16 protein-coding genes are annotated in these 25,523 nt (G+C 35.6%); 5 read left to right on the top strand and 11 right to left on the bottom strand.

Going from position 1 to position 25,523, the window contains the following annotated elements:
- The gene (locus ACLMCG_RS14460) at window positions 1-942 is read left to right on the top strand and encodes a YihY/virulence factor BrkB family protein (RefSeq protein WP_413960119.1); all 942 of its coding nucleotides are present in this window, start codon (window positions 1-3) and stop codon (window positions 940-942) included.
- Between the two features lie 110 nt (window positions 943-1,052).
- On the opposite strand, the gene argS is transcribed toward ACLMCG_RS14460, so the two are convergent.
- The 6 genes from argS to ACLMCG_RS14430 form a co-directional block, all read right to left on the bottom strand.
- Window positions 1,053-2,813, bottom strand: coding sequence for an arginine--tRNA ligase (gene argS, locus ACLMCG_RS14455; RefSeq protein WP_413960120.1), 1,761 nt, complete (start codon window positions 2,811-2,813; stop codon window positions 1,053-1,055).
- Window positions 2,814-2,888: 75 nt separating this feature from the next.
- A complete protein-coding gene (locus tag ACLMCG_RS14450) occupies window positions 2,889-3,338 on the bottom strand; it encodes a lipocalin family protein (protein ID WP_413960121.1) in 450 nt (149 codons plus the stop codon).
- A 57-nt stretch (window positions 3,339-3,395) separates the two neighbouring features.
- The gene (locus ACLMCG_RS14445) at window positions 3,396-4,856 is read right to left on the bottom strand and encodes a SusD/RagB family nutrient-binding outer membrane lipoprotein (RefSeq protein ID WP_413960122.1); all 1,461 of its coding nucleotides are present in this window, start codon (window positions 4,854-4,856) and stop codon (window positions 3,396-3,398) included.
- Between the two features lie 3 nt (window positions 4,857-4,859).
- Window positions 4,860-7,817, bottom strand: coding sequence for a SusC/RagA family TonB-linked outer membrane protein (locus ACLMCG_RS14440; protein WP_413960123.1), 2,958 nt, complete (start codon window positions 7,815-7,817; stop codon window positions 4,860-4,862).
- 408 nt (window positions 7,818-8,225) lie between these two features.
- The gene (locus ACLMCG_RS14435) at window positions 8,226-9,839 is read right to left on the bottom strand and encodes a SusD/RagB family nutrient-binding outer membrane lipoprotein (protein ID WP_413960124.1); all 1,614 of its coding nucleotides are present in this window, start codon (window positions 9,837-9,839) and stop codon (window positions 8,226-8,228) included.
- Window positions 9,840-9,863: 24 nt separating this feature from the next.
- Window positions 9,864-12,869, bottom strand: coding sequence for a SusC/RagA family TonB-linked outer membrane protein (locus tag ACLMCG_RS14430; RefSeq protein WP_309872852.1), 3,006 nt, complete (start codon window positions 12,867-12,869; stop codon window positions 9,864-9,866).
- Window positions 12,870-13,415: 546 nt separating this feature from the next.
- Between ACLMCG_RS14430 and ACLMCG_RS14425 the strand changes: the two genes are divergently transcribed.
- Window positions 13,416-14,000 (top strand): ribonuclease HII, encoded by a 585-nt coding sequence (locus tag ACLMCG_RS14425; protein ID WP_413960125.1) that lies wholly within the window; start codon window positions 13,416-13,418, stop codon window positions 13,998-14,000.
- A 130-nt stretch (window positions 14,001-14,130) separates the two neighbouring features.
- Here ACLMCG_RS14425 and yidC read toward each other — a convergent pair whose 3' ends face one another.
- From yidC to ACLMCG_RS14410, 3 genes are all read right to left on the bottom strand, one after another.
- Complete coding sequence (gene yidC / locus ACLMCG_RS14420; RefSeq protein ID WP_413960126.1) at window positions 14,131-15,930, bottom strand: membrane protein insertase YidC; 1,800 nt, start codon at window positions 15,928-15,930, stop codon at window positions 14,131-14,133.
- Window positions 15,931-16,134: 204 nt separating this feature from the next.
- Complete coding sequence (locus ACLMCG_RS14415) at window positions 16,135-17,742, bottom strand: CTP synthase (protein ID WP_413960127.1); 1,608 nt, start codon at window positions 17,740-17,742, stop codon at window positions 16,135-16,137.
- 227 nt (window positions 17,743-17,969) lie between these two features.
- Window positions 17,970-18,539: a YceI family protein gene (locus ACLMCG_RS14410; RefSeq protein WP_413960128.1), complete on the bottom strand. Its 570-nt coding sequence runs from the start codon at window positions 18,537-18,539 to the stop codon at window positions 17,970-17,972.
- 136 nt (window positions 18,540-18,675) lie between these two features.
- On the opposite strand from ACLMCG_RS14410, the gene radA reads away from it, so the two are divergent.
- Window positions 18,676-20,025, top strand: a complete 1,350-nt coding sequence (radA, locus tag ACLMCG_RS14405) for a DNA repair protein RadA (RefSeq protein ID WP_047379126.1) — start codon at window positions 18,676-18,678, stop codon at window positions 20,023-20,025.
- 130 nt (window positions 20,026-20,155) lie between these two features.
- Window positions 20,156-20,749, top strand: coding sequence for an ACP phosphodiesterase (locus ACLMCG_RS14400; protein WP_223599792.1), 594 nt, complete (start codon window positions 20,156-20,158; stop codon window positions 20,747-20,749).
- Between the two features lie 210 nt (window positions 20,750-20,959).
- On the opposite strand, the gene ACLMCG_RS14395 is transcribed toward ACLMCG_RS14400, so the two are convergent.
- Together ACLMCG_RS14395 and ACLMCG_RS14390 are read right to left on the bottom strand one after the other, a co-directional pair.
- On the bottom strand, window positions 20,960-21,475 hold the full coding sequence (locus tag ACLMCG_RS14395) for a DUF6702 family protein (protein WP_223599791.1): 516 nt from the start codon (window positions 21,473-21,475) through the stop codon (window positions 20,960-20,962).
- Between the two features lie 80 nt (window positions 21,476-21,555).
- The gene (locus ACLMCG_RS14390; RefSeq protein ID WP_413960129.1) at window positions 21,556-24,774 is read right to left on the bottom strand and encodes a S8/S53 family peptidase; all 3,219 of its coding nucleotides are present in this window, start codon (window positions 24,772-24,774) and stop codon (window positions 21,556-21,558) included.
- Between the two features lie 151 nt (window positions 24,775-24,925).
- Between ACLMCG_RS14390 and ACLMCG_RS14385 the strand changes: the two genes are divergently transcribed.
- Window positions 24,926-25,504 carry a HupE/UreJ family protein gene (locus tag ACLMCG_RS14385; protein WP_413960130.1) on the top strand — a complete coding sequence of 193 codons (579 nt, stop codon included), beginning with the start codon at window positions 24,926-24,928 and terminating at the stop codon, window positions 25,502-25,504.
- Window positions 25,505-25,523 lie beyond the last annotated feature (19 nt).

Here is a 25,523-nt window from a genome sequence, read left to right as displayed (position 1 = left end):
ATGATCAAAAATGCTAAATTTTTCTGGGAGGTTCTGAAAGACACATTTACAGAATGGAATAATTCTACTGCATCAAAAGACTCAGCAAGTCTTGCTTATTATGCTATCTTTTCAATCCCGGGATTATTGATTATTATTATATGGGTACTCGGAAATTTCTTTGGCGAAGAAGCAATCCGTGGACAAATTAGTACGCAAATCAGTGGTATTATGGGTCCGGATGTTGCTAAAAGTATTGAAGGTATGCTGGCGGGCGCTCTGATTGACAAAAAGAATATTTTCATGAAAGCCGTAGGAGTTGGATCCCTGGTTTTTGGTTCTACAACGCTTTTTTTTCAACTTCAGCATTCATTAAATTCACTTTGGGAAGTGGAAGCTGCTCCCAAAAAGGCATTGATTAAATTTCTCCTGGACAGAGCCAATTCTTTGGGGATGATTCTTATTATGGGATTTCTTTTGATGATCACCATGGTTTTATCTTCTTTGATCAGTCTTTTCAATCAGATTATTACCAGATATTTTGGTTTTGAAACCTATATGCTGGTAGAGTTTGTGAATTTTGCTGTAGGATTTGGACTGGTCATGCTTTTATTTGCTTTAATGTTTAAAGTGCTGCCCGATGTTTTGATCAGCTGGAAACCGGTATGGAAAGGCGCATTTCTGACAACTGTTTTATTTACCCTCGGAAAGTTTTTATTAAGTCTTTATTTTAATCAGGTGAAGCCTACTTCAGCCTTTGGTGCTGCCGGAACCGTCATCCTGATTATGATGTGGATCAACTATTCCTGTATGCTGATATTTTTTGGCGCTGTATTTACCAAGGTTTATACATATAACAGAGGATATAAAGCTATTCTTTCCAAACATGCAAGGTGGACTCCTGCGAAGTTGTATGCGGATAGTTTGAAGCAGATGAATGGTGAAAGTAATGATAAAACGTAAATTTGGGTTGCGGGGTTCGGGTTGCGAGATTTTGAGATTCGGGATACTTCTGATTCGAGATTATTGATATATGAAAAAGCCTCCTGAATTTTTCAGGAGGCTTTCTATTTTTACATTCTGTTTACAGTTCCGATTCCCAGTAGTCCCAACGATTTTTTGATCGTCTTTGCGGTGATATCTGAAATATTCAAACGGAATTGTTTTACATTTTCATCTTCCTGATTCAGAATTGGATTGTTCTGATAGAAAGAGTTGTAGGCCTTAACCAAATCATAAACATAGTTTGCCACCAAAGCCGGACTTAATGTTTCCGCTGATTTGGCAACTATAGTCTTAAAGTTTGCCAGCTGCATAATCAATTCTTTTTCGGATTGATTTAATTCAATATCAGCTGTTTCTGGTTGTAAAGTACCCGCTTTAGATAATAATGATTGAATACGAGCGTAAGTATATTGAATAAACGGCCCTGTATTTCCATTAAAATCAATACTTTCTGCCGGATTGAAAAGCATTTTTTTCTTAGGATCTACTTTAAGCATAAAGTATTTCAATGCACCCAAGCCTACTGTTTCATAAGATATTTCTTTATCTTCTTCAGAAAGTGTCTCTAACTTTCCTAATTCCTGAGCCTTAGATTTAGCTGTTTCATACATTTCCTGCATCAGGTCATCGGCATCTACTACGGTTCCTTCACGGGATTTCATTTTACCTTCAGGCAGTTCTACCATCCCATAAGAAAGGTGGAACAACTGATCAGCCCATTCATATCCTAGTTTTTTAAGAATTTTAAATAAAACCTGGAAGTGATAATCCTGCTCATTTCCTACTGTATAGATCAGCTTTTGAATATTGTTGTCTTTAAAACGCTCTACGGCTGTTCCCAAATCCTGAGTCATGTAAACAGAAGTACCGTCAGAACGTAACAATAGTTTCTGATCAAGACCTTCATCGGTAAGATCACACCAAACAGAACCGTCTTCTTTCTGATACAACACACCTTTATCTAAACCTGCCTGAATAAGATCTTTTCCTAAAATATAGGTATTACTTTCGTATTGAACCTGATCAAAGTCAACACCCAGTCTTTTATACGTTTCATTGAATCCTTTGTAAACCCATGAATTCATCTCTTCCCAAAGCGCTCTTACAGTTGCTTCTCCATTCTCCCAATCCAAAAGCATTTTCTGTGCTTCTTTCATCACCGGAGCATCCTTTTTAGCCTGTTCCTCTCCTACTCCTTGTTCTACAAGCTCTGCAATTTCTTTTTTATAGTTTTTGTCAAATTCTACATAATAGTTTCCAACAAATTTATCGCCTTTGGTATTCGTTGTTTCAGGAGTTTCTCCATTCCCGAATTTCTCCCAAGCCAGCATTGATTTACAGATATGAATACCTCTGTCGTTAATGATCTGAGTTTTGATCACATCATATCCGGCTTCTTTTAAAATCTGAGCAACTGAGAATCCTAATAAATTATTTCTGATATGCCCTAAGTGTAAGGGTTTATTGGTATTCGGTGAAGAATATTCTACCATTACCGTAGCATTTTTCTTTTCTATAGTAGAGAAATTCTTTCTTACAGATCTGAAGTTATCTACAAACAATTGGTTTTTAACCTTAACATTAAGGAACCCTTTTACTACATTAAAGCTTTCAAAAATCTCCGTCTGCTCTGTCAAAGCTTCACCTAATTCAACCCCGATACTTTCAGGATTTTTTTTCAACTGTTTCACCAACGGAAAAGTAACAATGGTAAAATCACCCTCAAATTCCGTTTTATTTTCCTGAACTTCCAGCTTGATGTCTTTTAACTGATATACATTTAAAATAACTTCTGAAAGTTTTTCTTCTATAATATATTTAATATTCATTTCAAAATTTTGAAGTACAAATATACGGAAATAAAAAAACCGCCCGAAGGCGGTTTTATAAGTAAATAAGATTATTTATTCTTTTCTGAAAACCAGAACCGCCTCGTCATTTCCAGGCGTAGTATCCAAGTTCTTGCTATTGTCATTAATTCTTAATTCTGTATTGGAATAGGAATCAATTTCTTTTTTCAATGTTTTAGAAACTCCTGATTCCGTATAGGTAAGAGTCAAGGTCTGATACATTTTATCAAAGGTCCATTTTCCTCCGAAAGAATCAAAAAGATTACAGTTTCCGGAAGAAGAAGACAGATCATATCTTTCATAAGATCCCGATAAATCCGGATTTATAAATATAACTCCTTTCTTTTCACAGTCACTCAACATGACATCTTTGCCTCTAAATTCATACTTATATGGTTTCCAAGTCCCATTAATACTTACGTTTTCATTTTCAACTGCACGGTCGTCATCACTGGAACACGATGCAACACTCATTAAAAGAACAATTCCTATAAAAAATCTCATATAAATGTTTTTATATTCCTCAAACCTACTCGTAGGTTTGAGGAATTATTATTTAATTTAAAATTTATCCCAAAATATTTTTGTAGATACTTTGTCACCTCCAATCTTTGAAGCTGCAGCGTTCACATTCTTAGCGTTAAGAAGATATTCCTGATCAGAATATTTCATTCTTACCGGTACAGATTCTACTACAGATCCTCCAGGATTTACAAATGCAGGGAAGTCTAGTCTTCTTGCAAAATTCCATGCCTGGAATCCTTTATTAAACATTGCTATCCAAGCCTGCTCTCCGACAGATTTTTTCCAGTTAACAACATTATATGGATTGGCTGCAATGAAAGTATTTGCAGTACCTTCAGTAATCCCATACTCAGTCATTGATGCTTTAATCGCAGATGCATATAGATTAGCAGCAGTATCACCAACACTAAAGCCCCTTGCAGCAGCTTCAGTCCTTAGAAACTGAATTTCAGAATAATCTAATAAAAAGCCTTGTGCATTTTCTCCAGAAATAGCATTTGTAAAGTGAGAATAGCTACTAAAAACATTCTGATCACCATAAACTCCTCCAACATAAGCACCAGCAACCTGTGTAAACCATGTTGCTCTTCTTGGATCTGAGGTAGTATTCATAAAATCAACTAGAACATCTGACGGAATAAAGTCATTTCTACCAGATTGAATGACATCCTGATACACAGGGTTTGACAATAATCCTGAAGGGAAAGTCTGCAGTCCGAAATTATCTGCTTTTTCAGTAAATAATCCAGCAGTGTAAGCTGCTTCTGCATACGTTTTAGCTAATACAGGGTCGCTATCTGCTAAAGTTACAGCCATTCTGAATTTCAATGAATTACCCATTTTCTTCCATTTAGTCATGTCTCCTTTGTAGATCAAATCTTTATCATATCCACTACCAGAAGTATTAATCATAGCAACAGCAGCATCAATTCTTTTAATAAGATCCAGATACACTGTTTTTGCATCATCATATGGAATTTCCGCACTTCCTGGATTTTCAGCGGTAGCTTTCAATGCTCCGAAATAAGGAATATCACCATATGTATCAACTAAATTGGCCCATGCATATACATTTACCAATTCAATCATAGCAATATTGTTATTTTTAGTAACAGGATCTACCCCTTCGCTCTCAAGAAATCTTCTGGCATCTCTTAATGCAGATAATACTCCTGGAGAGTTGATGGTTGCTGAGGCAGATGCCATCATACGGTTATAGTGATTCCTTGGAATTGGCCTTGTCACCATATCATAGTTCGTCTCATCAGTATAAGTAGTTTCTGACCACTGCTGCGTAAAAAACCTGGTAATGTTACGGTTTACATTGGCTGACAATAGCTGGTCAAGAAGTGCATGTTCAGCACTGGCAAAAAGTACTCCTGACGGAACTTCAGTTGGGTGTTTAGGGTCTTCATTTAGTGACGTGATGTCTCTTTCACAAGATGTAAAAGTTAACGATAGTGAAGCTAAACCTATAATTAAAAATAATTTTTTCATTTTCTAGAATTTTAAAGTTATATCAATCCCAATATCACGGGTAGTAGGTAGTACTCCAATAGAATTACCTTTAGCTCCTAAACCATTCCCAGTACCCGCTTCCGGATCTGCATAAGGTAAGTTTTTGTGGATAATCCAAAGGTTTCTACCTACAATTGAAATTTTTGCATCACGGATGGCCGTATTAGCCAGAACAGATTTAGGAAGATTATACCCTATACTTGCTTCTCTAAGTTTTACATAAGATGCATCATAAACGAATCTTTTATTCGGCATTCTTCTATATCCGTCTACGTTACCAAAAGATCCCGGATTAATAGCAGGTGTCGTATTTACATTTCCATTCGGGTTAACACCTGGATGTACGAATCCCCCTTCTCTATAATCAGCTGTTTCTGCATAAAGACCAGTTGCCAATCCGTAATACATATCGGTAGAGAATACATCTCCTCCTTTTTTCACATCAATAAGGAAACTTACTGAGAAATCTTTATAACGGAAGCTATTTCTGATACCACCTACCCAGTCTGGTGTTATATTCCCTATAACCTGATTATTATTTCTTAAATAACGACCTGTAGCTGGATCAATTACTCTATCGCCATTCGCATTATATACATAATCTGATCCTACCAAAGCTCCAAAAGATTCTCCAACACGTGCATTAAGAGAAACCCCACCCTGATAACTTGCCATTAGGTAATTCTGAGAATCACCATTTAATGCAATAACTTTATTCTCATTTTTAGACCAGTTCACGTTTACATCCCATGTAAAATTATTTGTTTTAAATGGTGTGCCATTTAACTGTACTTCTATACCTTTGTTATCAATCTGCCCTGCATTTACAAGGAACGTTCTATATCCTGTTGCGGAAGAAACTGGTAAATTGATAATCTGATCAAATGTTCTGGTTTTATAAATTGCAATATCAAAACCTAATCTGTTTTTGAAGAATTGTGCCTCCATACCAAATTCTGTTTCCTTAGATCTTTGAGGTTTCAGGTTTGGATTCGCAAGGAAATAAGGTTGATCAAACAGGCCTTCACCTCTAGCTTTAAAAGTATTTATCAATCTATAATTGTTGGTAGAAGAACCTACTTCAGCGTAGTTTGCTCTCAATTTCCAGAAACTTAACCATGGTTGTTTTACAAATTCGGATAGAATAACAGCACCTGTAACCGAAGGATATCCATAGCTATTATTTCCTTTTGGTAAGTTAGACGATTGGTCTACACGGTAAGTACCATCCACAAATAAGAAGTTCTTATACCCAAAAGATGCTGTTGCATATAAGCTGGAAGTAACCCATTTTGCATAATTCTCATCAGGTGGAAGTATCGTTCTTACAGAGTTGGATATAGCAAAAAGCCCAGGTTTAGATAAACCTCCTTCTGTACTCATAAAAATATTATCCACAAGGTTTCTTCTAACGTTCCCCCCTGCAATACCGCTAACACTTAGGTCTGAAGTAATATCAACTTTGTAATTAGCAAATAAATCAAAGTTAATCTCAGTGTTTTTCACATTGGTTCTTGCGTATCCCGAACTTACATTAAGCCCGGATGCACCAAATGCCTGAGGAAGGGATCCATTCATTAATCTTTCTTCTACAACCATCTGTAAATCATCATAAGATAGTTTCCCTGTAATTCCAAAATTTTTGGAAACATCATATTTTAACTGTGCATAACTGAATATTCTGGTCCTGTCATCAGACTGATAATTCTGATATCTCTGGAAATATGGATTGTTCCAATATTGAGGAGTTCCATCAGCCGCTGTAGATCTGTTCCAGGAAAAGTTACTATTTCCATTGTTAGCATAAGCATCTCTTAATGCCAGTACATCTACGTTGGTCTGCCACCACTGCCTGAAACCAGAAACAATATTATCTGAATAGCCAGTTTCATTACGTCCTCTAGTATCTTGTAAAGTTAAAGTTGTGAAAACAGAGGCATGTAATTTATCTGTAAAATCGTGATTAAATTTCGCAGAAATTGTATTTTTTTTAAGTTCAGAGTTAGGCATCAAACCATTAGAAAGCATATTGGAATATGACAAGGAAAGATTCGAAGTTTTGTTTCCTTTTTCAATGGTAATTGTATTAATGTATGTGACTGGTGTTTCAAAGAATTTAATAGGTCCGTTTTTTGCAGCAACCCAAGGTGTAGCTTTTCCATAGTTTGGAGAAGAAGGATCAAATGAATCCCATTGGTAAACCAATTGGTTGGGGTTAAATGCAGGTCCGTAAGATGCATCATCTACGAAGTTAGCATAATTGTAACCTCCAGGTCCCGGATCTTCATTCCATGCCTGGCCACCGTATCCTGCTCCATACTTTGTCTGATATGTAGGGAAAGTAGATTTATCAATAAATCCGGCTGTAATTCCTGAGTTGAGAGTAACCCCCCAGCTTCCGTCATTGTTTCCTCGTCCGCTTTTAGTTACAATTAAGATAACACCATCACTTCCTCTTTCACCATATAAAGCTGATGCGGCAGCACCCTTCAATACGTTTACAGATTCTATGTCTTCCTGGTTAATATCTGAAAGAAAGTTACCGTAATCGAATACTGATCCGGTTACCGTATTATTGTTAACTGGTGAACCATCAATTACAATAAGTGGAGAGCCTCCTGATAAAGATTTATATCCTCTGATCAAAAGGTTTGCAGATCCACCAAAATTGTTGTTTGTATTTACCTGTAGTCCGGCCACCTTACCTGAAAGAAGAGATGCTACGTTTCCGGTATTGGTAGTTCCACCGGTTAATTCTGCAGCTTTAACTTCTTCAGAAGCATAACCAAGAGATTTTTTTTCTCTTTTAATCCCGAGTGCGGTTACAACCACCCCCTCAATTTCTTTTGTTTTAATAGTATCATTCTTTTGCTGGGCGTTCGCAACAGCTATGGAAGAAGACATTACTAAAACAAGAAGACTTGCTGTTAGTTTCTTCATATCAAATTAATTTTTGTGACTTTACAAATTTGTAAAACTTTCTTAATACCACAAAGCAAAATTTGAAAAAATTACAATTTATTCAATATTTTTGAACAAAAATATATAAATAAGTATTAAAATAAGTTAAAAACAAAATATTTAACAAATACAAATTACTTATTTGTTATCTTTTTTTAAGAAATAATAACAATTACTTAAATTGATATTATCTATATTTTATTTATCACAATAACAGCAAAACAAATTGAATATCAATAAATTGAATATTAAAAAAGTATAAAAACTAGGCATAGATAAGGGAGAGTACTATGCTTAACATATTTTAATATTAAAAAAAACTTTCACCTATCAAACAAAAAAAACCGCCCGAAGGCGGTAAAATATATTAAAATTGTATTGTAAGAATTAGTTCTGATTCCAGAATGGAGTCGTTTGATTCTTAGTAAAGCATTGTGCATTTGAAATCTGAGGAACGTTCGCAGAGTTAGCTACATATTCAGATGACGGATACATCAATCTGTAAGGTTTATTAGGCTTCGCTGAAGTTGTTGCCATAGGCGTAACCGGGAAACCAGTTCTGTTATAATCAATAAAAGATTCTGTAGGGTTAATTCCTGCAGTCGCTAACCACTTCTGAGTCATGATCGCTTCAATCTTATTATCATTGGTACCAGTCCATCCTAAACCTACTTTAGTTTGAATTGCAGCAATGTAAGTAGTAGAAGTACCAGATGTTGCATATAAGTAATCAAAAGATGCCTTGATACCATTTTCGAACTTAGTCTGACCATTAGAGAAAATAGCTGGATATCTTACAGCAGCTTCAGCTTGAAGGAAATCACTCTCTGAACGAGTCATTAAAACACCTGATTTAGCAGATCCCACAGATGTTAGCTGAGCATTACTTGTAGGGCTTCCTGCACCAAATATTAAACCATTTCCAAATCTTGAAACAGTAGTAAGATCCGTTGGAGCTCCTGGCTGACCTGGTGTAGCACCTTGTCTAACTCCTTTAACAACTGGAAGACCATTGTAAGAAATTAATGAGAACATTCTTCCTCTTCTTGCATCAATGATTCCATTAAATTTCTGATAAACATTATCAGTCATATTATAAGGGTTACCATTAAGACAAGTTGCAATGTGCTCAGAAGCTGTAAATAATGTATTGTTTTGCAACTGAGAATTAGAACTATTTCTTACATAATATCCAAAAAATGGATTTTGCTGATCATCATTAGCAGCACTATAACCAGGGTTAACTAAAACATCACTTTCTACAAAGTCTGCTCCTGATAAAGTTTGAAGCTGCTGATCTCTAAAAGTAGCCATAGAACCTGTTACTTTAGACATTCTAACCAACATTCTTAATTTCACAGTATTAGCAAGACGCTTCCAGTTATCCATATCCCCTTGGAAAACAATATCAGTAGGGCCTAATTCAAGAGCTGCAGCATTCGCATTATCAATAATTGTAATTGCATCATTGATACCAAGAATTAATGATCTATAGATTTCCTCATCATTGTCATATTTTGGAGTGGAATTTGCCTGCCCCATAAATGCTTGGCTATAAGGAGCATCACCATATAAATCTACAATTGTCTGCATATAGAATGCCTTCATTACTTTTGCGGCTGCTAAGTAATTATCATACTTATGTGTTGAATTGTCAAATTTTTCAATCGCCACAAAGTTACTCACGTTTCTATATAAACCATCCCAGATTTGTGGATAAAAAGAACTATCTACATTCAGAGTATATTCATTACCAAATGGAGATCCAAAAGAATAAGAGTTACCAGCATAAGAGTTCATCATAAGCCCACCAAATCTATTCATCCATGTAGCTTGAGTTCTATAAGTCTGAGCAACAGCACCAGGGAATAATAAAGTTGGAGTAATAGCTTCTGCATGGATGTTATTTGGATTTTCATTAATATCCAGATAATGATCACATGAAGTCAACGTCATAGAGGCAACAATTAAACCTAGTATTGTATATTTAAATTTTTTCATTTTCAAGTAATAATTAATTAAAGTTTAGAAAGATGCTTTAAGATTTAAACCAAAGCTTCTAGTCGATGGATACTGTGTCGTATAAGCAAAACCTGCAGCATTCCCCGTTGTACTTGCAGTTTCCGGATCAGCATAGTTTCTATTGTTATCTGCGTACTTAAAGAATGGGTTTCTTGAGTAAACGCCAACTGTCAGTGAGTTCAAGAAAGTAGAACTTAGGACAGATTTTGGTATATCATAGCTCAATGCGATTTCTCTAATCTTCAATGCAGTTGCATCCACTACCAAGTTTTCTCCAACAGCTCTATAAGCACTACTAGAGAAGTAGTTCGTAACGTTAGTATAAGTTCCCGCACCTCCAACTGGAGTATTGTTAGGAGTATAAACCGGATTGGCTGCTGTACCCGTGTTTTGTACTGAATTAGGGACAACATATCCTTGCGTTCTGTCAAACTCAGCTGATTCTTCTAAACCTCCTGTAAAGGCAAGTAAGTTTTTCGTAAATGATACAAATTTACCTCCTTTTCTAAAGTCTCCCATTGCAGATAATGTGAATCCTTTATATTTAATGTTAGTTGAGAATCCAAGAATATAATCAGGGGTAGCTCTTCCTAAAACCTGAAGGTTACTTGTTGTCAAAGGATTTCCTTTAGAATCAACAATAATTCTTCCCTGATCGTCTCTCTGGAATGCACTTCCTTTAATAACCGGGAAGTCAGATCCTTTTACAGCAAAGATACCTACAGCCGCTGCAGTACTGCTCAATAAAGATACTTCATCAGCTCCATCAGCCAATTCTAATACTTTAGACCTGTAAGTAGAATATGACACTTTCATATCCCAAGTAAAATCTTTTGTTTTAATTGGAGTTAATCCTAAATCAACTTCAAGACCTCTTAGCCTCATTTTACCTACGTTATCTAGAACGCTGGTTAGACCAGATGCACTAGATGTTGTTTTAGCTGTGATCAAGTCATCAGTAGTAGACTGATAAACTGAAGCATCTAATCTAACTCTATCCTTCAAGAATCCTAGAGATACTCCGAAATCTAAAGTATTAACAAATTCAGGCTTAATATCTACTGCCGTAGGAGTTTGGTTATTGATATATGAACTTAAGCCGTTGAAAGGGAATCCTGTTGGAAATACTCCGATCTCATCTGTTGCATATGGAGGAATTGCAGAAGTATTACCTACTCTTGTATATGAACCTGTAATTTTTGCATAATTAAGGATATCTCCTTTTAAATTAGCAAATGCCTTTGTAGGAACAAAAGACAAACCTACAGAATAATATGGATAAACCGGGTTTGTTCTCTTACCTGTATTATAAGGGATTGTAGACATTACTGAGGATTGCTCAATTCTGAAAGTAGAGTTTAAAAATAAATAATCATTATAACTTAAATCTAAATTCGCAAATCCTGCAATGATTCTACTATTCGTTTGATAGTTATCTAAATTCGCACTTGAAAAAGGATCTGGATTCAGGACGTTCCTAATATTATACCAACCTGGGATATCAAGATTATTTCCCCCCACAGATGTTACATTATAAGTTCTGTCCTGGATGTTATTACCAATGTTAAGTTTTAAGTTGATTTTATCTGTTAAATCATAATTAAAGTTAACCATTAAATCACCATAAAAATTTCTTTCTTTTGATGTACTTTCATAATACCAAGAAGTGATATCACCCTGTCCTAAATCACCAAAAGTAATTCCATCAATAGATGTTCCTGGAAGATTATATGTTTTACTGAAAACCGCACCATCATTATGTCTTGTATAAGTCATCCCTCTTGATGTAAGGTTTCCGGTATATGTAATATTAATGTTCTTATTTAGCTCATAATCTAAGCCAAGGATAGCACTGAAATAATCACTGCGTCTGTCATATCTCTCGTGATCGATAGTCCAGTAAGGGTTTACAGCATATCCTGTATAATATCCTTCAATACCACTATTTCTGTAAAGCTTTATATTATTATTAGTAGGAGTCTGAAGAATATCATCGTATAAAGATGAGTTAGTATTAGAAACTATTCTATTAATATAGTTGATGTTACCATCAATTCTCAATTTTCCAATTTTCTTACCTCCTTTGAAAATAAAACTGTTTTGTCTCAGTTTATCTCCCTCAACTACGAAATTGTTTTCTGTTCTGTTAGCAGAGAAAGATACATAAGAATCAGATCCACCTGCAGTTGCAGTAATTCCGTTTTGAGTTAATACTCCTGTTGAGAAGAATTTATTCATGAAATTTTTCACCGGAGCATATTTTTCATAAATAAATGATCCATCAGCCTGTGGAAGACCTGAAGGCATCATAGTTCCTCCGATAACCGGATTGTCATAAGCAGCACCCCAAGACATGTTTTCCCACGGCACATAGTTTGTACCACCATAGCTTACATCACTCCAACCTTCATCCTGAACTCCTTTCCCGTATTTCTGCTGAACTTTTGGAAGCATGAAAACGTTAGAAATATCAATAGATGAATTGAATGTCATCTGAAGTTTCTCAGATTTCGTACCTCTTTTTGTAGTAACAATAATCACCCCATTTACCCCTTGCTGACCGTAAAGAGCAGCTCCTTGTAAACCTTTAATTACGTTAATGTTTTCGATTGCTTCTGGTGGTATCTGCTGTAAGATGTCAGCAGATGAAATAACGTTATCAATTACAATTAATGCTTGGTTGTTACCCGTGATAGATTTAGCACCTCTTAAGACAACTCTATAACTAGGATCTACACCATTATTTGTCAAATTGATTTGTAAACCTGAAACCTTTCCTGTCAATGCCTGTACAGCAGTTGGTGCAGACGCCTGATTCAGCTCTTTTGTCGTTACAACTTGCTGTGTATTTGTTACCGCATCAGCCTTTCTTTTGATACCTAAGGCTCCGGTAACAACTATCTCCTCTATATTTTTGGTTTTTAGAGTATCCTTCGTGTTTTGGGCTGACATCATCACAAATGAGGACGATAGAACAACCGCAAATACACTCGCAGTTAATTTCTTCATATCAAATTCAATTATTTTTTACAGGCTACAAATTTGTAAAACTTTCTTAAAATTACAAAGGATTTTCTTAAAAAAAATAAAATTTTCAATTATTAACAATAAAAACTAAAAATAAAATATTAATATTTGTTAAAATTATTTTTCTTAACAAATATTAAAAAAAAATCAAACAATATTTTTTTTAATCCCACAATAGTAATTTTAATTGATTTTTTTGACGTCAATAATAAAAAAATAAAATTCAAAAACCTGATTTACAATTCATTAAATTCAATTCATTAAGAAAAACACTACAATATTAGAATATTAGGAATATTATTTTCAATACTTTCACCTTCACCAAAAAAAAGAAATAATATAAGAAATCAGAAACAATAGTATTATTATCAAAAAAAGCATCTTTTTTATAAGAAATAACCATCTACCACCTATACGGAATCACCTTAAAAATTAGTTTTACGTCAATTTATATTTTTGACAAAATCTGATCAAACAATAGATTAATATATTTGTTTTTTTAATTTTGCATCTATTATTTAGACAAATATGGAGCTAATAAAAAACTGGTCAAACCTTTACATCGAGGCCGGATGTGATGAAGTAGGAAGAGGATGTTTAAGCGGTCCAGTGGTAGCTGCAGCGGTAATTTTAGACGATGATTTCCAACAGAATCTTGTGAATGATTCAAAAAAATTAACGTTCAAAACCCGAATGGAACTGGATAATTACATTAAAGACAATGTGAAAGACTATGCCATATCAGAGCTCCCTCCTTCGTTTATTGATGAGCATAATATTCTTAACGCAAGTATTCATGCAATGCATCGTGCACTGGATAAACTTACCATAATTCCAGAGCTTATTCTGGTAGATGGAAACAAATTTCATCCTTATAATTACATTCCACATCAATGTATTATTAAAGGAGATTCTAAGATTTTATCTATTGCTGCAGCGTCTATTCTAGCTAAAAACTACAGGGATAAATTAATGATTCAGCTTCATGAAGAACATCCTGAGTATGGTTGGGACACCAACTTTGGCTATGCTACAAAAAAGCATCAGGAAGCCCTTATAAAGTATGGTCCCACATCTCATCACAGGCAATCTTTCAGACTGAAATATGATTGAACCGTCTCATTTTCAATTATTAAATTCTTATGCCAAAATCAGAAATTTGAAATCATTCTAAATAAAATTCAAATAAAAAAAAGAGAAGCAATTATTCAATTGCTTCTCTTTTTATGTTATAATTAAGAAATTATTTCTTTTTACTTCTTTGCTGCTCCTGAGTTTTTTGCTGCTCTTGAGCCTTCTCCATCATTTCTCTCATTCTCTTTTGGAATTTACCTTCTGCTTTCGGTTTTTCCTTGTTAGACTGAATCTGAGCATGGATTTTCTTTTCATCCAGGATCAGATATTTAATTACCAGGATAATTAAGATGTTAATCGCATTCGACACAAAATAATACCATGAAAGACCTGAAGCCGAAGTATTAAGGAAGAATAGGAATGTAATCGGGAAGATATACATTAAAACCTTCATATTTGGCATTCCTTCCTGTTGAGGCTGTTGCATATTTCCTGAAGTCATTACAGTATATATCAAGATAACAACTGTACAAGCTAATGCAAAAATACTTAAGTGATCTCCAAGGAAAGGAACTTTAAACGGAAGTTTGATCAAATCATCATAAGCCGTTAAATCCTTTGCAAACCAGAACCCTTGCCCTCTAAGATCAATAAAGTTCGGGAAGAAACGGAACAATGCATAGAAGATAGGAATCTGAACCAATGCAGGCAAACATCCCGCCATCTGATTCACTCCTGCTTTTCTATAAATTTCCATTGTAGCCTGTTGCTTCTTCATTGGATCTGCATCCTTAAATTTAGCATTCGCTTCATCAATTTCCGGACGGATCACCTTCATCATTGCACTCAATTTATGCTGCTTATACATAATTGGTGATAAGATCAACTTCACAATGATTGTCATTACAAAAATTACCCAGCCTGCAGATAATCCCCAGCCAGCGATAACACTATACAACCACATAAAGAAATAACGGTTCATCCAACCGATAAAAGACCATCCTAATGGTAAAATCTCATCGAAATTTTTATCATAAGATTTCAACAATGGAAGATCCAATGGCATAAAATACCAGGTAAAATCCTGATTCAATTCACTTCCGGTCATCTGAACGAAACCTTCATAATTTAGCTTCTTCAAATACTCTCCTTCTTCAACAGTCTCCTGGTTACCTTTACTATGTGTAAAACCATTTTTAGCTTCAATCACTGAAGAAAAGAACTGCTGCTTTACTCCAATCCAGTTAAGCGTTTCTTTCTCCTCATCCATTGTAGTTCTTCCATCATAATCATAATCCTTATAATTATTGAAAGCATAAGAGAATTCTGAGTGAGACTGCTCCTGAGCTCTACCTTTTTCCAGGTTTCTTACATTGTAGTCCCAGATAAAATCTGCTTTATTGTCAGATGTGATATTGGCTAAACCTTGAGTTCTTACTTTAAAATCTAAAGTATATTTTGGAAGCAATGTATAAATGAACTGGATAACAGCACCATTATAATTAGCCGTCATCGTTACCGCATTTCCATTAACAGCAGGTGAGAAAACTAAATCTTTAGTATTGATTACTTTTCCTGTTTTATCTTTAAATTGGAAACCGTAGTTAGAATTATTTTTATTGATCAGGTAAAGAGGAAGATCTGCTTTATCTGTTTTGTGATCATATGCTTTATATTTTGAAAGCTGAACTTTAGAAACCTGTCCTCCTAAGCTTGAGAATTCAACATTTAATTCCGTGTTTGACAGACTGGCGGTCTGAATTGCGCCTGGAGTTACATTTGGATTGATATTGTTTGCCTGAGTTTGCTTTACGGCATTTTTCACCTGTTCCGTTTTCTGCTCCTGAGCTTTCAACTCCGCTTCTTTCGTTTGTTTGTTCTGGAAGTAGAACATAAAACCGAAGAGAACAAGGCATAAAACCGCGAAACTAATCATCTGCTTCTTATCGATTCCGTTGTTTTGTTGCATTTTATTTTTGTTATAATTAAAATTTCCTATTCTTAGCTTACTACAGAACTATAAGAAAACTGATAAATCTGCAGCAAATTTGAGCTGACAAAAATACTGTTTTTTTATCAAAACTCTATACTATAATACATTACTATATAATAAACTCAAGCTGAGAATAATCAGCCTGAGTTTATGTGTAGACGTTTATGATAAAATATTACCTTATTTCTTTTCGCAAGCCTTGATGAAAGCTCTGAATAAAGGATGCGGTGTCGCTACCGTACTCTTATATTCCGGGTGATACTGAACTCCCACATAGAACGGGTGATCAGGAAGCTCAAGTGCTTCTACCAAGCCTGTTTCAGGGTTTGTACCTGTTGCAAGGAAACCGTTTTTCTCAAATTCCTGAAGATAATCACTGTTGAATTCATAACGGTGACGGTGTCTTTCAGAAATATTCTTGCTTCCGTAGATATCAAATAGTTTAGAACCATTTTTCAAAGAACATTTCCAGGCTCCAAGACGCATTGTTCCTCCTTTATCAATTACATTTTTCTGTTCCTCCATTAATGAGATCACAGGATCCGGAGTTGCCGTATCAAATTCTACTGAATTCGCTTTGGTGTGTCCTAAAACATTTCTTGCAAATTCAACTGTCATGATCTGCATTCCTAAACAGATCCCCAACATTGGAATTTTATTTTCTCTTGCATATTTTGCAGTAAGAACTTTTCCTTCAATTCCTCTGTCTCCGAAACCTGGAGCTACAAGGATACCATTTACTCCTTTCAGAGTATCTTTGATATTTTCTTCAGTAATATCTCCACTGTATACCCATCTTACTTTTACTTCAGTTTCAAGGTCAGCTCCTGCATGTTTGAAAGCTTCAGCAATGGAAATATAAGAATCCTGAAGGGAAACATATTTTCCAACCAATGCAATCTCAACTGTTTTCTTAGGGTTCTGGAATTTCTTAAGGAAACTCTTCCAGTCTTTAAGATCAGCTGTTTTCTCACTTTTCAGATCCAGTTCTTTCAATACTACATCATCAAAGTTTTGTTTCTGAAGATACATCGGAACTTCATAGATTGTTTCCAAATCTTTACATTCAATAACGTTTTCTAAAGCAACGTTACAGAATTGAGCCAGTTTTGCTCTCTGATCTTTAGGAATTTTATGTTCTGTTCTGCACACTAAAACATCTGCCATAATTCCGCTTTCCATCAATTGACGAACGGAGTGCTGGGAAGGTTTTGTTTTTAATTCTCCACTTGAAGCCAGATAAGGCAGTAAAGTAAGGTGAATCACCATAGAATTACTCTCTCCCAGTTCCCATTTCAACTGACGAACAGTTTCAATGTATGGCAAAGATTCAATATCCCCTACAGTTCCTCCGATCTCCGTAATGATGATATCGTAGTTCTGTTTTGAAAGGATTTTAATTCTACGTTTGATTTCGTTAGTAATATGAGGAATTACCTGAACTGTTTTTCCAAGGAAATCTCCTTTTCTTTCTTTTTCAATTACAGTTTGATAAATTTTTCCTGTAGTAACGTTGTTGTTTTGGGATGTAGGAGCATCAAGATAACGCTCATAGTGGCCTAAATCCAGATCCGTCTCCGCACCATCTTCAGTTACATAACACTCTCCGTGTTCATAAGGGTTCAAAGTTCCTGGGTCGATATTGATATAAGGATCTAATTTTTGGATCGTTACATTAAAGCCGCGTGATTTTAGTAGAAGTCCCAGAGAAGCAGAAACGATTCCCTTTCCCAAAGATGAAGTTACACCTCCTGTCACAAAGATGTACTTTGTATTCTTTTTACTCATTAGATTAGGTTTGTGCAAAGTTATGGGAAAAAGAGATACAAAGCAATTATTTACATTTTGAAAATTAAAAAACATCAATCAAACAATTATAAAACCTGATAAAAATTTTTATCTATATTCAATAATAAGCAAATGAAACAAAGTTATAACCAACATGATTTCTGTCTATCAACTAAAAAGGTTTTCCACTCAATGGAAAACCTTTTTAGTTTTTATGTTTTAAAATATTACTGCTTAACCAATTCAAAATAAGCCGTTACTTCAACATCTTTTGCAATCCCGGCTCCTGCAGGGTCATACTTGATTCCGTAATCCAGACGGTTGACTGTAAATTTTGTCTGAATTCCCATAACTTCTTTTCCGTCTTTATTTTTTGTAATTCCACCGAATGTAGCTGGAGCACTGATTTCTTTCTCCACTCCTTTCATCGTCAGTTTTCCTTTTACGATATAATTGTTGTTTTTATCTTTTGTAACAGAAGAACTTTTGAATTCAATAGTTGGATATTTGGCAACATCAAAAAATTCTTCGCTTATAAGATGTCTGTCTCTCATGTCTACTCCGGTATTAATGCTGGAAACACTTACAGAAAAGTTTAAATCCGCATTATCCAGATTAGCACCACTGCTGGCCATTCTACCGTCAAATTTATCGAACCTTCCCTGTACAAAGCTAATTCCCATATGCTTAATATTAAAGTTAACAGAAGAATGCATATGATCTACCTGCCAGGTACCTTGTGCAAACGCCACAACACTTAAAAGCGCAAATACGAAAGATAAAAATACTTTTTTCATTGTAATTATATTTTACATTACTATTTAATTGAACAAAGCTAAGATATGAAAGATATTCCTACTGTGGATGGATTAGTTTTTAATATTAAATCCATTTAGATTCTGAAAGAAAAATGCTTTTTTATAACTTCGCAGTATGGCAAAACTGAAAACAGCATATTTCTGTCAAAACTGCGGAACACAATATCCTCAATGGCTCGGGCAATGTAAAAACTGTGGAGAATGGAACACTCTGGTGGAAGAAGTGGTTGAGAAACCATCTCATAAAACTCCTCCTTTTTCAAAAACCAAACAACATGTAATTAATATTGTTGAAGTGGTAACAAGTGAAGAGCCAAGAATAAAAACTCCTTCTGATGAATTGAACCGTGTTTTAGGAGGCGGAATTGTTTTAGGTTCTGTCACTTTGATTGGTGGTGAACCTGGAATCGGGAAATCTACCCTTCTGCTTCAGCTTGCTTTGAAAATGAAGAAAAAAATCTTTTATGTTTCGGGGGAAGAAAGTGCTTCTCAGATTAAAATGAGAGCAGACAGGCTTACGGATATTCAAAATCCAAACTGCTTCCTTTTTACTGAAACGTCATTGGAAAAAATCCTTCACGAGGCCAAAAAGCTGGAACCGGATTTCATGATTATTGACTCTATTCAGACTTTGCAGTCTCAGCTGATAGAAAGTTCCCCGGGAACCGTTTCTCAAATCCGGGAATGCTCTAATGAGATCATTAAATACGCCAAAGAAAACAATACTCCTGTATTTCTTGTAGGACACATTACCAAAGATGGACAAATTGCAGGACCAAAAGTTCTGGAACACATGGTGGATGTGGTTCTGAATTTCGATGGAGACCGTAATCACCTTTTCAGATTGTTAAGAGCGAATAAAAACCGTTTCGGATCTACTTCCGAGATTGGTATTTATGAAATGGTTTCTCAAGGATTGAAAGAAATTAAAAATCCTTCTGAAATTCTGATCACCAAGAAATTTGAAGAACTTTCCGGTAATTCCGTTGCGGTAACTCTGGAAGGAAACCGACCTATGCTTCTGGAAATTCAGGCATTGGTAAGTACTGCCGTGTATGGTACACCTCAGAGAAGCTCTACCGGTTTTGATTCTAAGAGGCTGAATATGCTTTTGGCTGTACTGGAAAAAAGAGCGGGTTTCCAACTGGGAGCTAAAGATGTTTTCCTGAATATTACCGGAGGGATAAAAACGGATGATCCGGCACTGGATCTGGCCGTGGTAGCTTCTGTTCTTTCCTCCAATGAGGATATTGCTATTTCAGAACACTACTGCTTTGCCGGAGAAATAGGGCTAAGTGGTGAAATACGTCCTGTAGCACAAGTGGAACAAAGAATTACTGAGGCTGAAAAACTGGGCTATGAAAAAATCTTTGTTTCCAATCTTAATAAAATTCCGAAAAGAAAGTTTGGGATAAAGATAGAGGAAGTGAGTAAGATTGAGGATTTTCATGAGAGGCTTTTTTAATGTGAATGGTCAATTTTGCTTCACAAGTCAATTGTCAATTGGATGTGGATAAAAATTCATGAGCGAAGCGGATTCACTATTCATTATTCACCATTATCAAACATTCACTTTTAATTCATACCTTTAAGTTATGAATTATCTGGCTCATTCTTTTCTTTCTTTTACCGACGGGCAGATCGTGGGGCAATTTCTCGAAGATTTTATCCGTAACAGGGATCGTTTTTCTTTCCCGAAGGATATCCAGGACGGCATTACCCTGCACAGAGCTATTGATACTTACACAGACTCCCATCCCGCTATTCATGAGGCCAAAAAAGTATTTGCTCCTTTGGTAAGACTGTATGCCGGTGCATTTGTGGATGTTTCTATGGATCAATTTGTTGCCAGAGATCTTTCCCTGCACTCTTTGGCAGAATGGAAAGCTCATTCTCTTAAAGTTTACAGCGTTTTGAATGCCCACGAAGAATGGCTTCCGGAAAATTTCAAAAAGATGCTGGCCAAAATGGAACAGGACGACTGGCTTTATAATTACCGCGAAGACTGGGGAATTAAATTCAGTATTCAGAATGTGCTCAATAAAGCGAAATACCTGGATAAAGACATTCCTGTTTTTGAAGCTTTTTTAAAGAATAAAGATCATCTTCAGCAATGTTATGATGATTTTTTTCCTGATCTGCTCGCTCATGCAAAAGGGATTAATACATTACTCCAACTGGAAAATTAATATTTTCGAATTATTCAAAACCTAAAGTTAGTATTAAAATTGATCTCATAAAGATATCTCAAAAGTCAAACAATTTGGCTTTCTCTTATGACGAAGGAAGAATCTTATTGATTACTGAACACTTGAGATTCTTCAATCCATTTCATTTCTTTCAGAATGACACTTTCGATACTACCTCGGTTAAGTTGTATGAATATTCATACATTATGTTTAGAACTGTTTATAGAGATAGCGATTAGGATAAGTAAGTTTTTCACTGCTTCTTTGTCCGTTTACAATGATATGAACAATATTGATCTGATCATCGAAAAGATTATACAGGAAACTTACAGCTGTTTCTACTTTTTTGGGGGTGGCTACAGGTTCTGACTCGAGAAAAATATCTACAGATTCCTGGTCTTCTTCATACCCGATATAATTTACTTTCAAAAATTTGTTATCAGCTTTTAATTTGAAATATTCTGAACAGTATTTTTGCAGGGCATCATTCAATTTTGCTTTATATTTTTCATCATTAAAATGAAAAGCTCCTCCATATTTTTTTCCCAGACCATTTTCCATATCATCAAGGAAAAATCGCCCGGTCACTTCAAATGTTCTGGATTTTGAATTATAATTAATTTCCACAGAGCCTACATGGTAAGGATGAAAAGCTTCATCGCTCACAAAACTCTGAAATACCATGGTTACGAATAAAAAAAATCCAAAAAAAAGCTTACCCGACATGAATTCTATTTTTACAGCAAATATAAAAAAAGCAGCAGTTATAAAACCACTGCTTCTGATTATAATTGATTGTTGAAGATTTACTGTTTAATTACTTTCTTCGTAATTTTTGTACTATCTTCCAGTACAAGGGTGAACAGATAAGTTCCTCTTACCAATTCCGAAACATCAATTTTACCGGAATTTGTATCCACATTTACGGTTTTTATTAATTTTCCTGAAGCATCATAAATGGTTACTGCCGCTTTGGAATGTTTTCCTAATGCTACATTCACAAAATCTTTCGCAGGGTTCGGAGTAATGTTTACTTCTGAATTTATTTTAACATCTACTGTTCCTAATGTTGTTCCTGTTTTCACAAAATATCCGCCAAAACCTGTCGTCTGGAAACTCACTTCCCAGTATTGGTAGGTATCATTCCAGATAATATCTGCAATATCAGGTGTAATAATTGTAGCAGCTCCCCCAAAAGAAGTTATTGTACCTGTAGTACTTGTTCCTGTATATTTTTCAATAAGAAGATTCGCTTTATTGGCAACATCAGTAGGTGAAGTAGGAAGCTTGACACCATTGGTCAGATTATAAGCATCAAAATCACTCTGTTTAAAGTATAAAGTTACTTTTCCTGTCGCTGTGGCTGCATTCGTGTCCGGATTTATTTCATATCTTCTTGCAACGTAGTTAGGCTGTGCGTTATCCACCCATACCTTTGATGTTGTATTTCCTGTTACCGTACTTGCAGTTTGTTTTTCAACTCTTGAAATAAGTTGGCATGCGTTGGTAAAATAGTTATACCCATTAGCTACTGTACTTGCTTTCGTTTGATTAGTTGTTGCTAAATTCTTCACTTCGGCAACATTTTCATACACCACGGCTCTCATTTTGAGATCGAATGTTCTCGAAGTCCATGTCGTTCCATCAGTAGACGTTTTGGATCTGTTATTGACTACTGCATTCTCTGCTTTCATGGCAATTCTTCCTCCTAAACCATTGACTACAATATAAAATTCTTTTCCGGTAACCATCTGTACATTCAGATCGGAAAGATTCACGTAATTCCAGGTAAATCTCTGCATATTATTAAGCCATGAAGTAATAGTTTTAGTAGCTATAATATCTCCGGGATTTCCATTGGCATCCACTTTTCTGATTTGAATATCTACCGGAATATCTGAAGGGAGTGAAGTTCCCGTTAATAATGAAAACCCTCCCAATTTTCCTGTAAGGGTTGGTGTATATCTTACAGCAAGGGCTATATTATCAAAATAATAATTAGATTCTGTATTAGCAATAATATAAGGTTCATCGTATCCTACAGTTTCAAAATTAGATTTTACACATCCTAATTCATCGGTAACCGCCTTGTAAATATCCAGTTTACCATATCCCCATCTCATGTTGGGCACAGTTCCGGTTGCTCCATCCATTCTTGCATTAGAAGTAATGCGTGCTTTTACCTGAGCTGCCGTTAATGCCGGATTGGCCTGCAATAATAATCCTACAGCTCCTGCTACACCAGGTGAAGACATACTTGTTCCCTGGTTTTTCACATAATAATTGGTTCCTGCAATAATATCTGTTGCTCCTGGAGCAGAATCACCTGATCTGGATGAAATGACATTCTGTCCTGAACCTGCAATTTCAGGTTTTTGAACACCATCTACTCTTGGGCCCTGTGCACTGAATGAAGAGATGGATTCCTGTGGAGTAAGGGTAAAATAACCACTTGCGCCACTATACCAACTGGCCCTTCCCATATATGAAGCTACTGTAATCGCATTGGAAGCATTTCCCGGACTTCCCACAATATATTCATTATCCCCGTTTTGTAAGGTAGTTTGCACGCCCTGACTATACAGCCAGCCGTGGGTTGTTATTTGCTGTGCTCCATTATTGGTGATTTCTAATGTATAATTTCCTTGAACATTGGTAGTTCCTGAGGTTCTGGTTACTATTAATTGTACATATCTTTTATTGTTATCATTTCCCCAATAGTTATACATCGTTGCTGTAAGACCTCCCCCCAATATAGTATGAGCCGTATTCGTACTTATATTCTGTGTATATTGCTGTCCATCAGGAGTCGTCAGTTTTGCTGTAACAGCAGTATTGTCATTGGCATACATAATAAATGAAAATACGGAAGTAGCGGAAGTATTGCTTGCTACTGTAAAATTATACGTCTGTGCTGCACCAGCTGCGATATCCACTTTTCTGTGAAGGTTAGCCCCGTAATCATTTCCGGCAGAAATAACGACTACTCTACCCGGTCCAGACGTTGTAAAATTATTAACAGCCACTTCATGACTGGATGTTCCGTCGTGAGCAGTTCCCTGTCCGCCAATACTCATATTGACAACGATAGGTTTATTAAGGGCTGTAGCTACATTTTTGAAATAGGTTAAAGCATTAATGGTATTTGTTGTTGGAAAAGAACCATTTCCTCCTTTTACGAATACAATATCTGCATCAGATGAAAATCCTTTATGTCTTTTATCTGTAAAAGCTGCACCATTTCCGGCAGCTGTACCTGAAACATGGGTTCCATGTCCGTTTGTATCATTTTCACGAACGAATCCTACAGGTGTTCCATCCAATTCATCTTCAATTTGTGCTCTTGTATATTCTACACCTGTTGAAAATCCTGTTGGAGTAGTTTCTCCAGCCTGTGCTGTTAAGGTCTGATCCCAGATAGAAACAATTCTGCTCTTTGTCTGGTCACTAGCTTTTCTGAAGTCCGGATGTTTCCAGTCTATTCCACTGTCATAAATTCCTACCAGAACACCGGTACCGTTATAAGCTGTATTATTGAAAACCCCATCCTGCAAAAGGCTTGCTCCGGACTGAGCTCTGCTTACATCATTATGAAGCTCATCAAATGCCGGCCCCATTACAGATGTTACATACGGAAGCTGCACAAGTTTTTCAATATCTTCAATGGTAACCAAAGCTGTGGAAAAAGCCGGCAGCTGGCTCTGAATAATAAAACCTTCTGCTTTCAGTTTTTCGGGTTCTTGGGTATAAATAATACAGGAATACATTGTTTGCGCCCCTTTTGAAGTCACCACCAAATGCTGATCAAGTTTCATGTCCGGACGTTCCAGTTCTTTGACCGCTCTTCCATTGGCAATACTCTCTTTATTTTTCAATAAAACGTCAAATCGAGAGTCCAGTTTCTGTACCTGCCCGTAAAAAGCATAGGAATATAATCCCAAAAAGGCTGCTGTCGCATTTCTCAGAAGCTTCGCTCCTCCGTGTGAAATGTTTACTTTTGTAAAAAATAATTTTTTAATATCCATATTTCATTTTTAAGCAATACAATTATACAATATTTATTTAAAACATAAATACTATTAATAATTAACAAACAACAATCGTAAAAATTAAATCAAATAATAAAATTAATAACATTTTAACAAAATATTTAAAATATAAAATTTTTTAACCAAAATGCAGGATTTTCTTTTTTATTTAAACCTTGGGTGGGAACATATTATTTCTTTGGATGCCTTAGATCATCAGTTATTTGTTCTGGCATTGATTGCTGTTTATTCTTACAATGACTGGAAAAAAATTCTGATTCTTGTTACCGCATTTACAATCGGACATTCCATTACATTGGCTTTAAGTATTCTGGATGTTTTCAGAGTTCCGTCTGCCTGGGTTGAGTTTTTAATTCCCCTAACGATTGTACTGACATCACTGGATAATATCATTATGAAAAATCAAAAGCAGACCTTGATGCGGGCCAATTATTATCTTGCATTGATCTTTGGTCTGGTACATGGGATGGGATTCGCCAATACCGCAAGGGTTATGATTGCGAAAAGCCAAAGTATTGCTTTACCTCTGCTGGGATTCAATATTGGTCTGGAACTTGGACAAATTGTAATTGTTGCTGCGATCTTAATTATCCTGTTTATTTCACTCAATCTTTTCAAAGTGAATAAAAAAGACTGGATCCTCTTTGTTTCTTCCGGGGTATTTGCTTTATCCTTAAAAATGACTTTGGAAAGAATTCCTTTTTAAAAGTTAAATATTTTCATTA

Origin of the sequence: Chryseobacterium sp. S90 (assembly GCF_047444895.1) — a bacterium.
Classification (GTDB): Bacteria; Bacteroidota; Bacteroidia; order Flavobacteriales; family Weeksellaceae; genus Chryseobacterium.
The sequence above is the reverse complement of the archived record's forward strand: the minus strand, read 5'-3'. Positions and strand labels throughout refer to the sequence as shown.

Excerpts from the sequence above, each read along its gene's own strand:
- ACLMCG_RS14460 (WP_413960119.1), top strand. The coding sequence starts at position 1 with ATGATCAAAAATGCTAAATTTTTCTGGGAGGTTCTGAAAGACACATTT.
- argS (WP_413960120.1), bottom strand. The coding sequence starts at position 2,813 with ATGAATATTAAATATATTATAGAAGAAAAACTTTCAGAAGTTATTTTA.
- ACLMCG_RS14450 (WP_413960121.1), bottom strand. The coding sequence starts at position 3,338 with ATGAGATTTTTTATAGGAATTGTTCTTTTAATGAGTGTTGCATCGTGT.
- ACLMCG_RS14445 (WP_413960122.1), bottom strand. The coding sequence starts at position 4,856 with ATGAAAAAATTATTTTTAATTATAGGTTTAGCTTCACTATCGTTAACT.
- ACLMCG_RS14440 (WP_413960123.1), bottom strand. The coding sequence starts at position 7,817 with ATGAAGAAACTAACAGCAAGTCTTCTTGTTTTAGTAATGTCTTCTTCC.
- ACLMCG_RS14435 (WP_413960124.1), bottom strand. The coding sequence starts at position 9,839 with ATGAAAAAATTTAAATATACAATACTAGGTTTAATTGTTGCCTCTATG.
- ACLMCG_RS14430 (WP_309872852.1), bottom strand. The coding sequence starts at position 12,869 with ATGAAGAAATTAACTGCGAGTGTATTTGCGGTTGTTCTATCGTCCTCA.
- ACLMCG_RS14425 (WP_413960125.1), top strand. The coding sequence starts at position 13,416 with ATGGAGCTAATAAAAAACTGGTCAAACCTTTACATCGAGGCCGGATGT.
- yidC (WP_413960126.1), bottom strand. The coding sequence starts at position 15,930 with ATGCAACAAAACAACGGAATCGATAAGAAGCAGATGATTAGTTTCGCG.
- ACLMCG_RS14415 (WP_413960127.1), bottom strand. The coding sequence starts at position 17,742 with ATGAGTAAAAAGAATACAAAGTACATCTTTGTGACAGGAGGTGTAACT.
- ACLMCG_RS14410 (WP_413960128.1), bottom strand. The coding sequence starts at position 18,539 with ATGAAAAAAGTATTTTTATCTTTCGTATTTGCGCTTTTAAGTGTTGTG.
- radA (WP_047379126.1), top strand. The coding sequence starts at position 18,676 with ATGGCAAAACTGAAAACAGCATATTTCTGTCAAAACTGCGGAACACAA.
- ACLMCG_RS14400 (WP_223599792.1), top strand. The coding sequence starts at position 20,156 with ATGAATTATCTGGCTCATTCTTTTCTTTCTTTTACCGACGGGCAGATC.
- ACLMCG_RS14395 (WP_223599791.1), bottom strand. The coding sequence starts at position 21,475 with ATGTCGGGTAAGCTTTTTTTTGGATTTTTTTTATTCGTAACCATGGTA.
- ACLMCG_RS14390 (WP_413960129.1), bottom strand. The coding sequence starts at position 24,774 with ATGGATATTAAAAAATTATTTTTTACAAAAGTAAACATTTCACACGGA.
- ACLMCG_RS14385 (WP_413960130.1), top strand. The coding sequence starts at position 24,926 with ATGCAGGATTTTCTTTTTTATTTAAACCTTGGGTGGGAACATATTATT.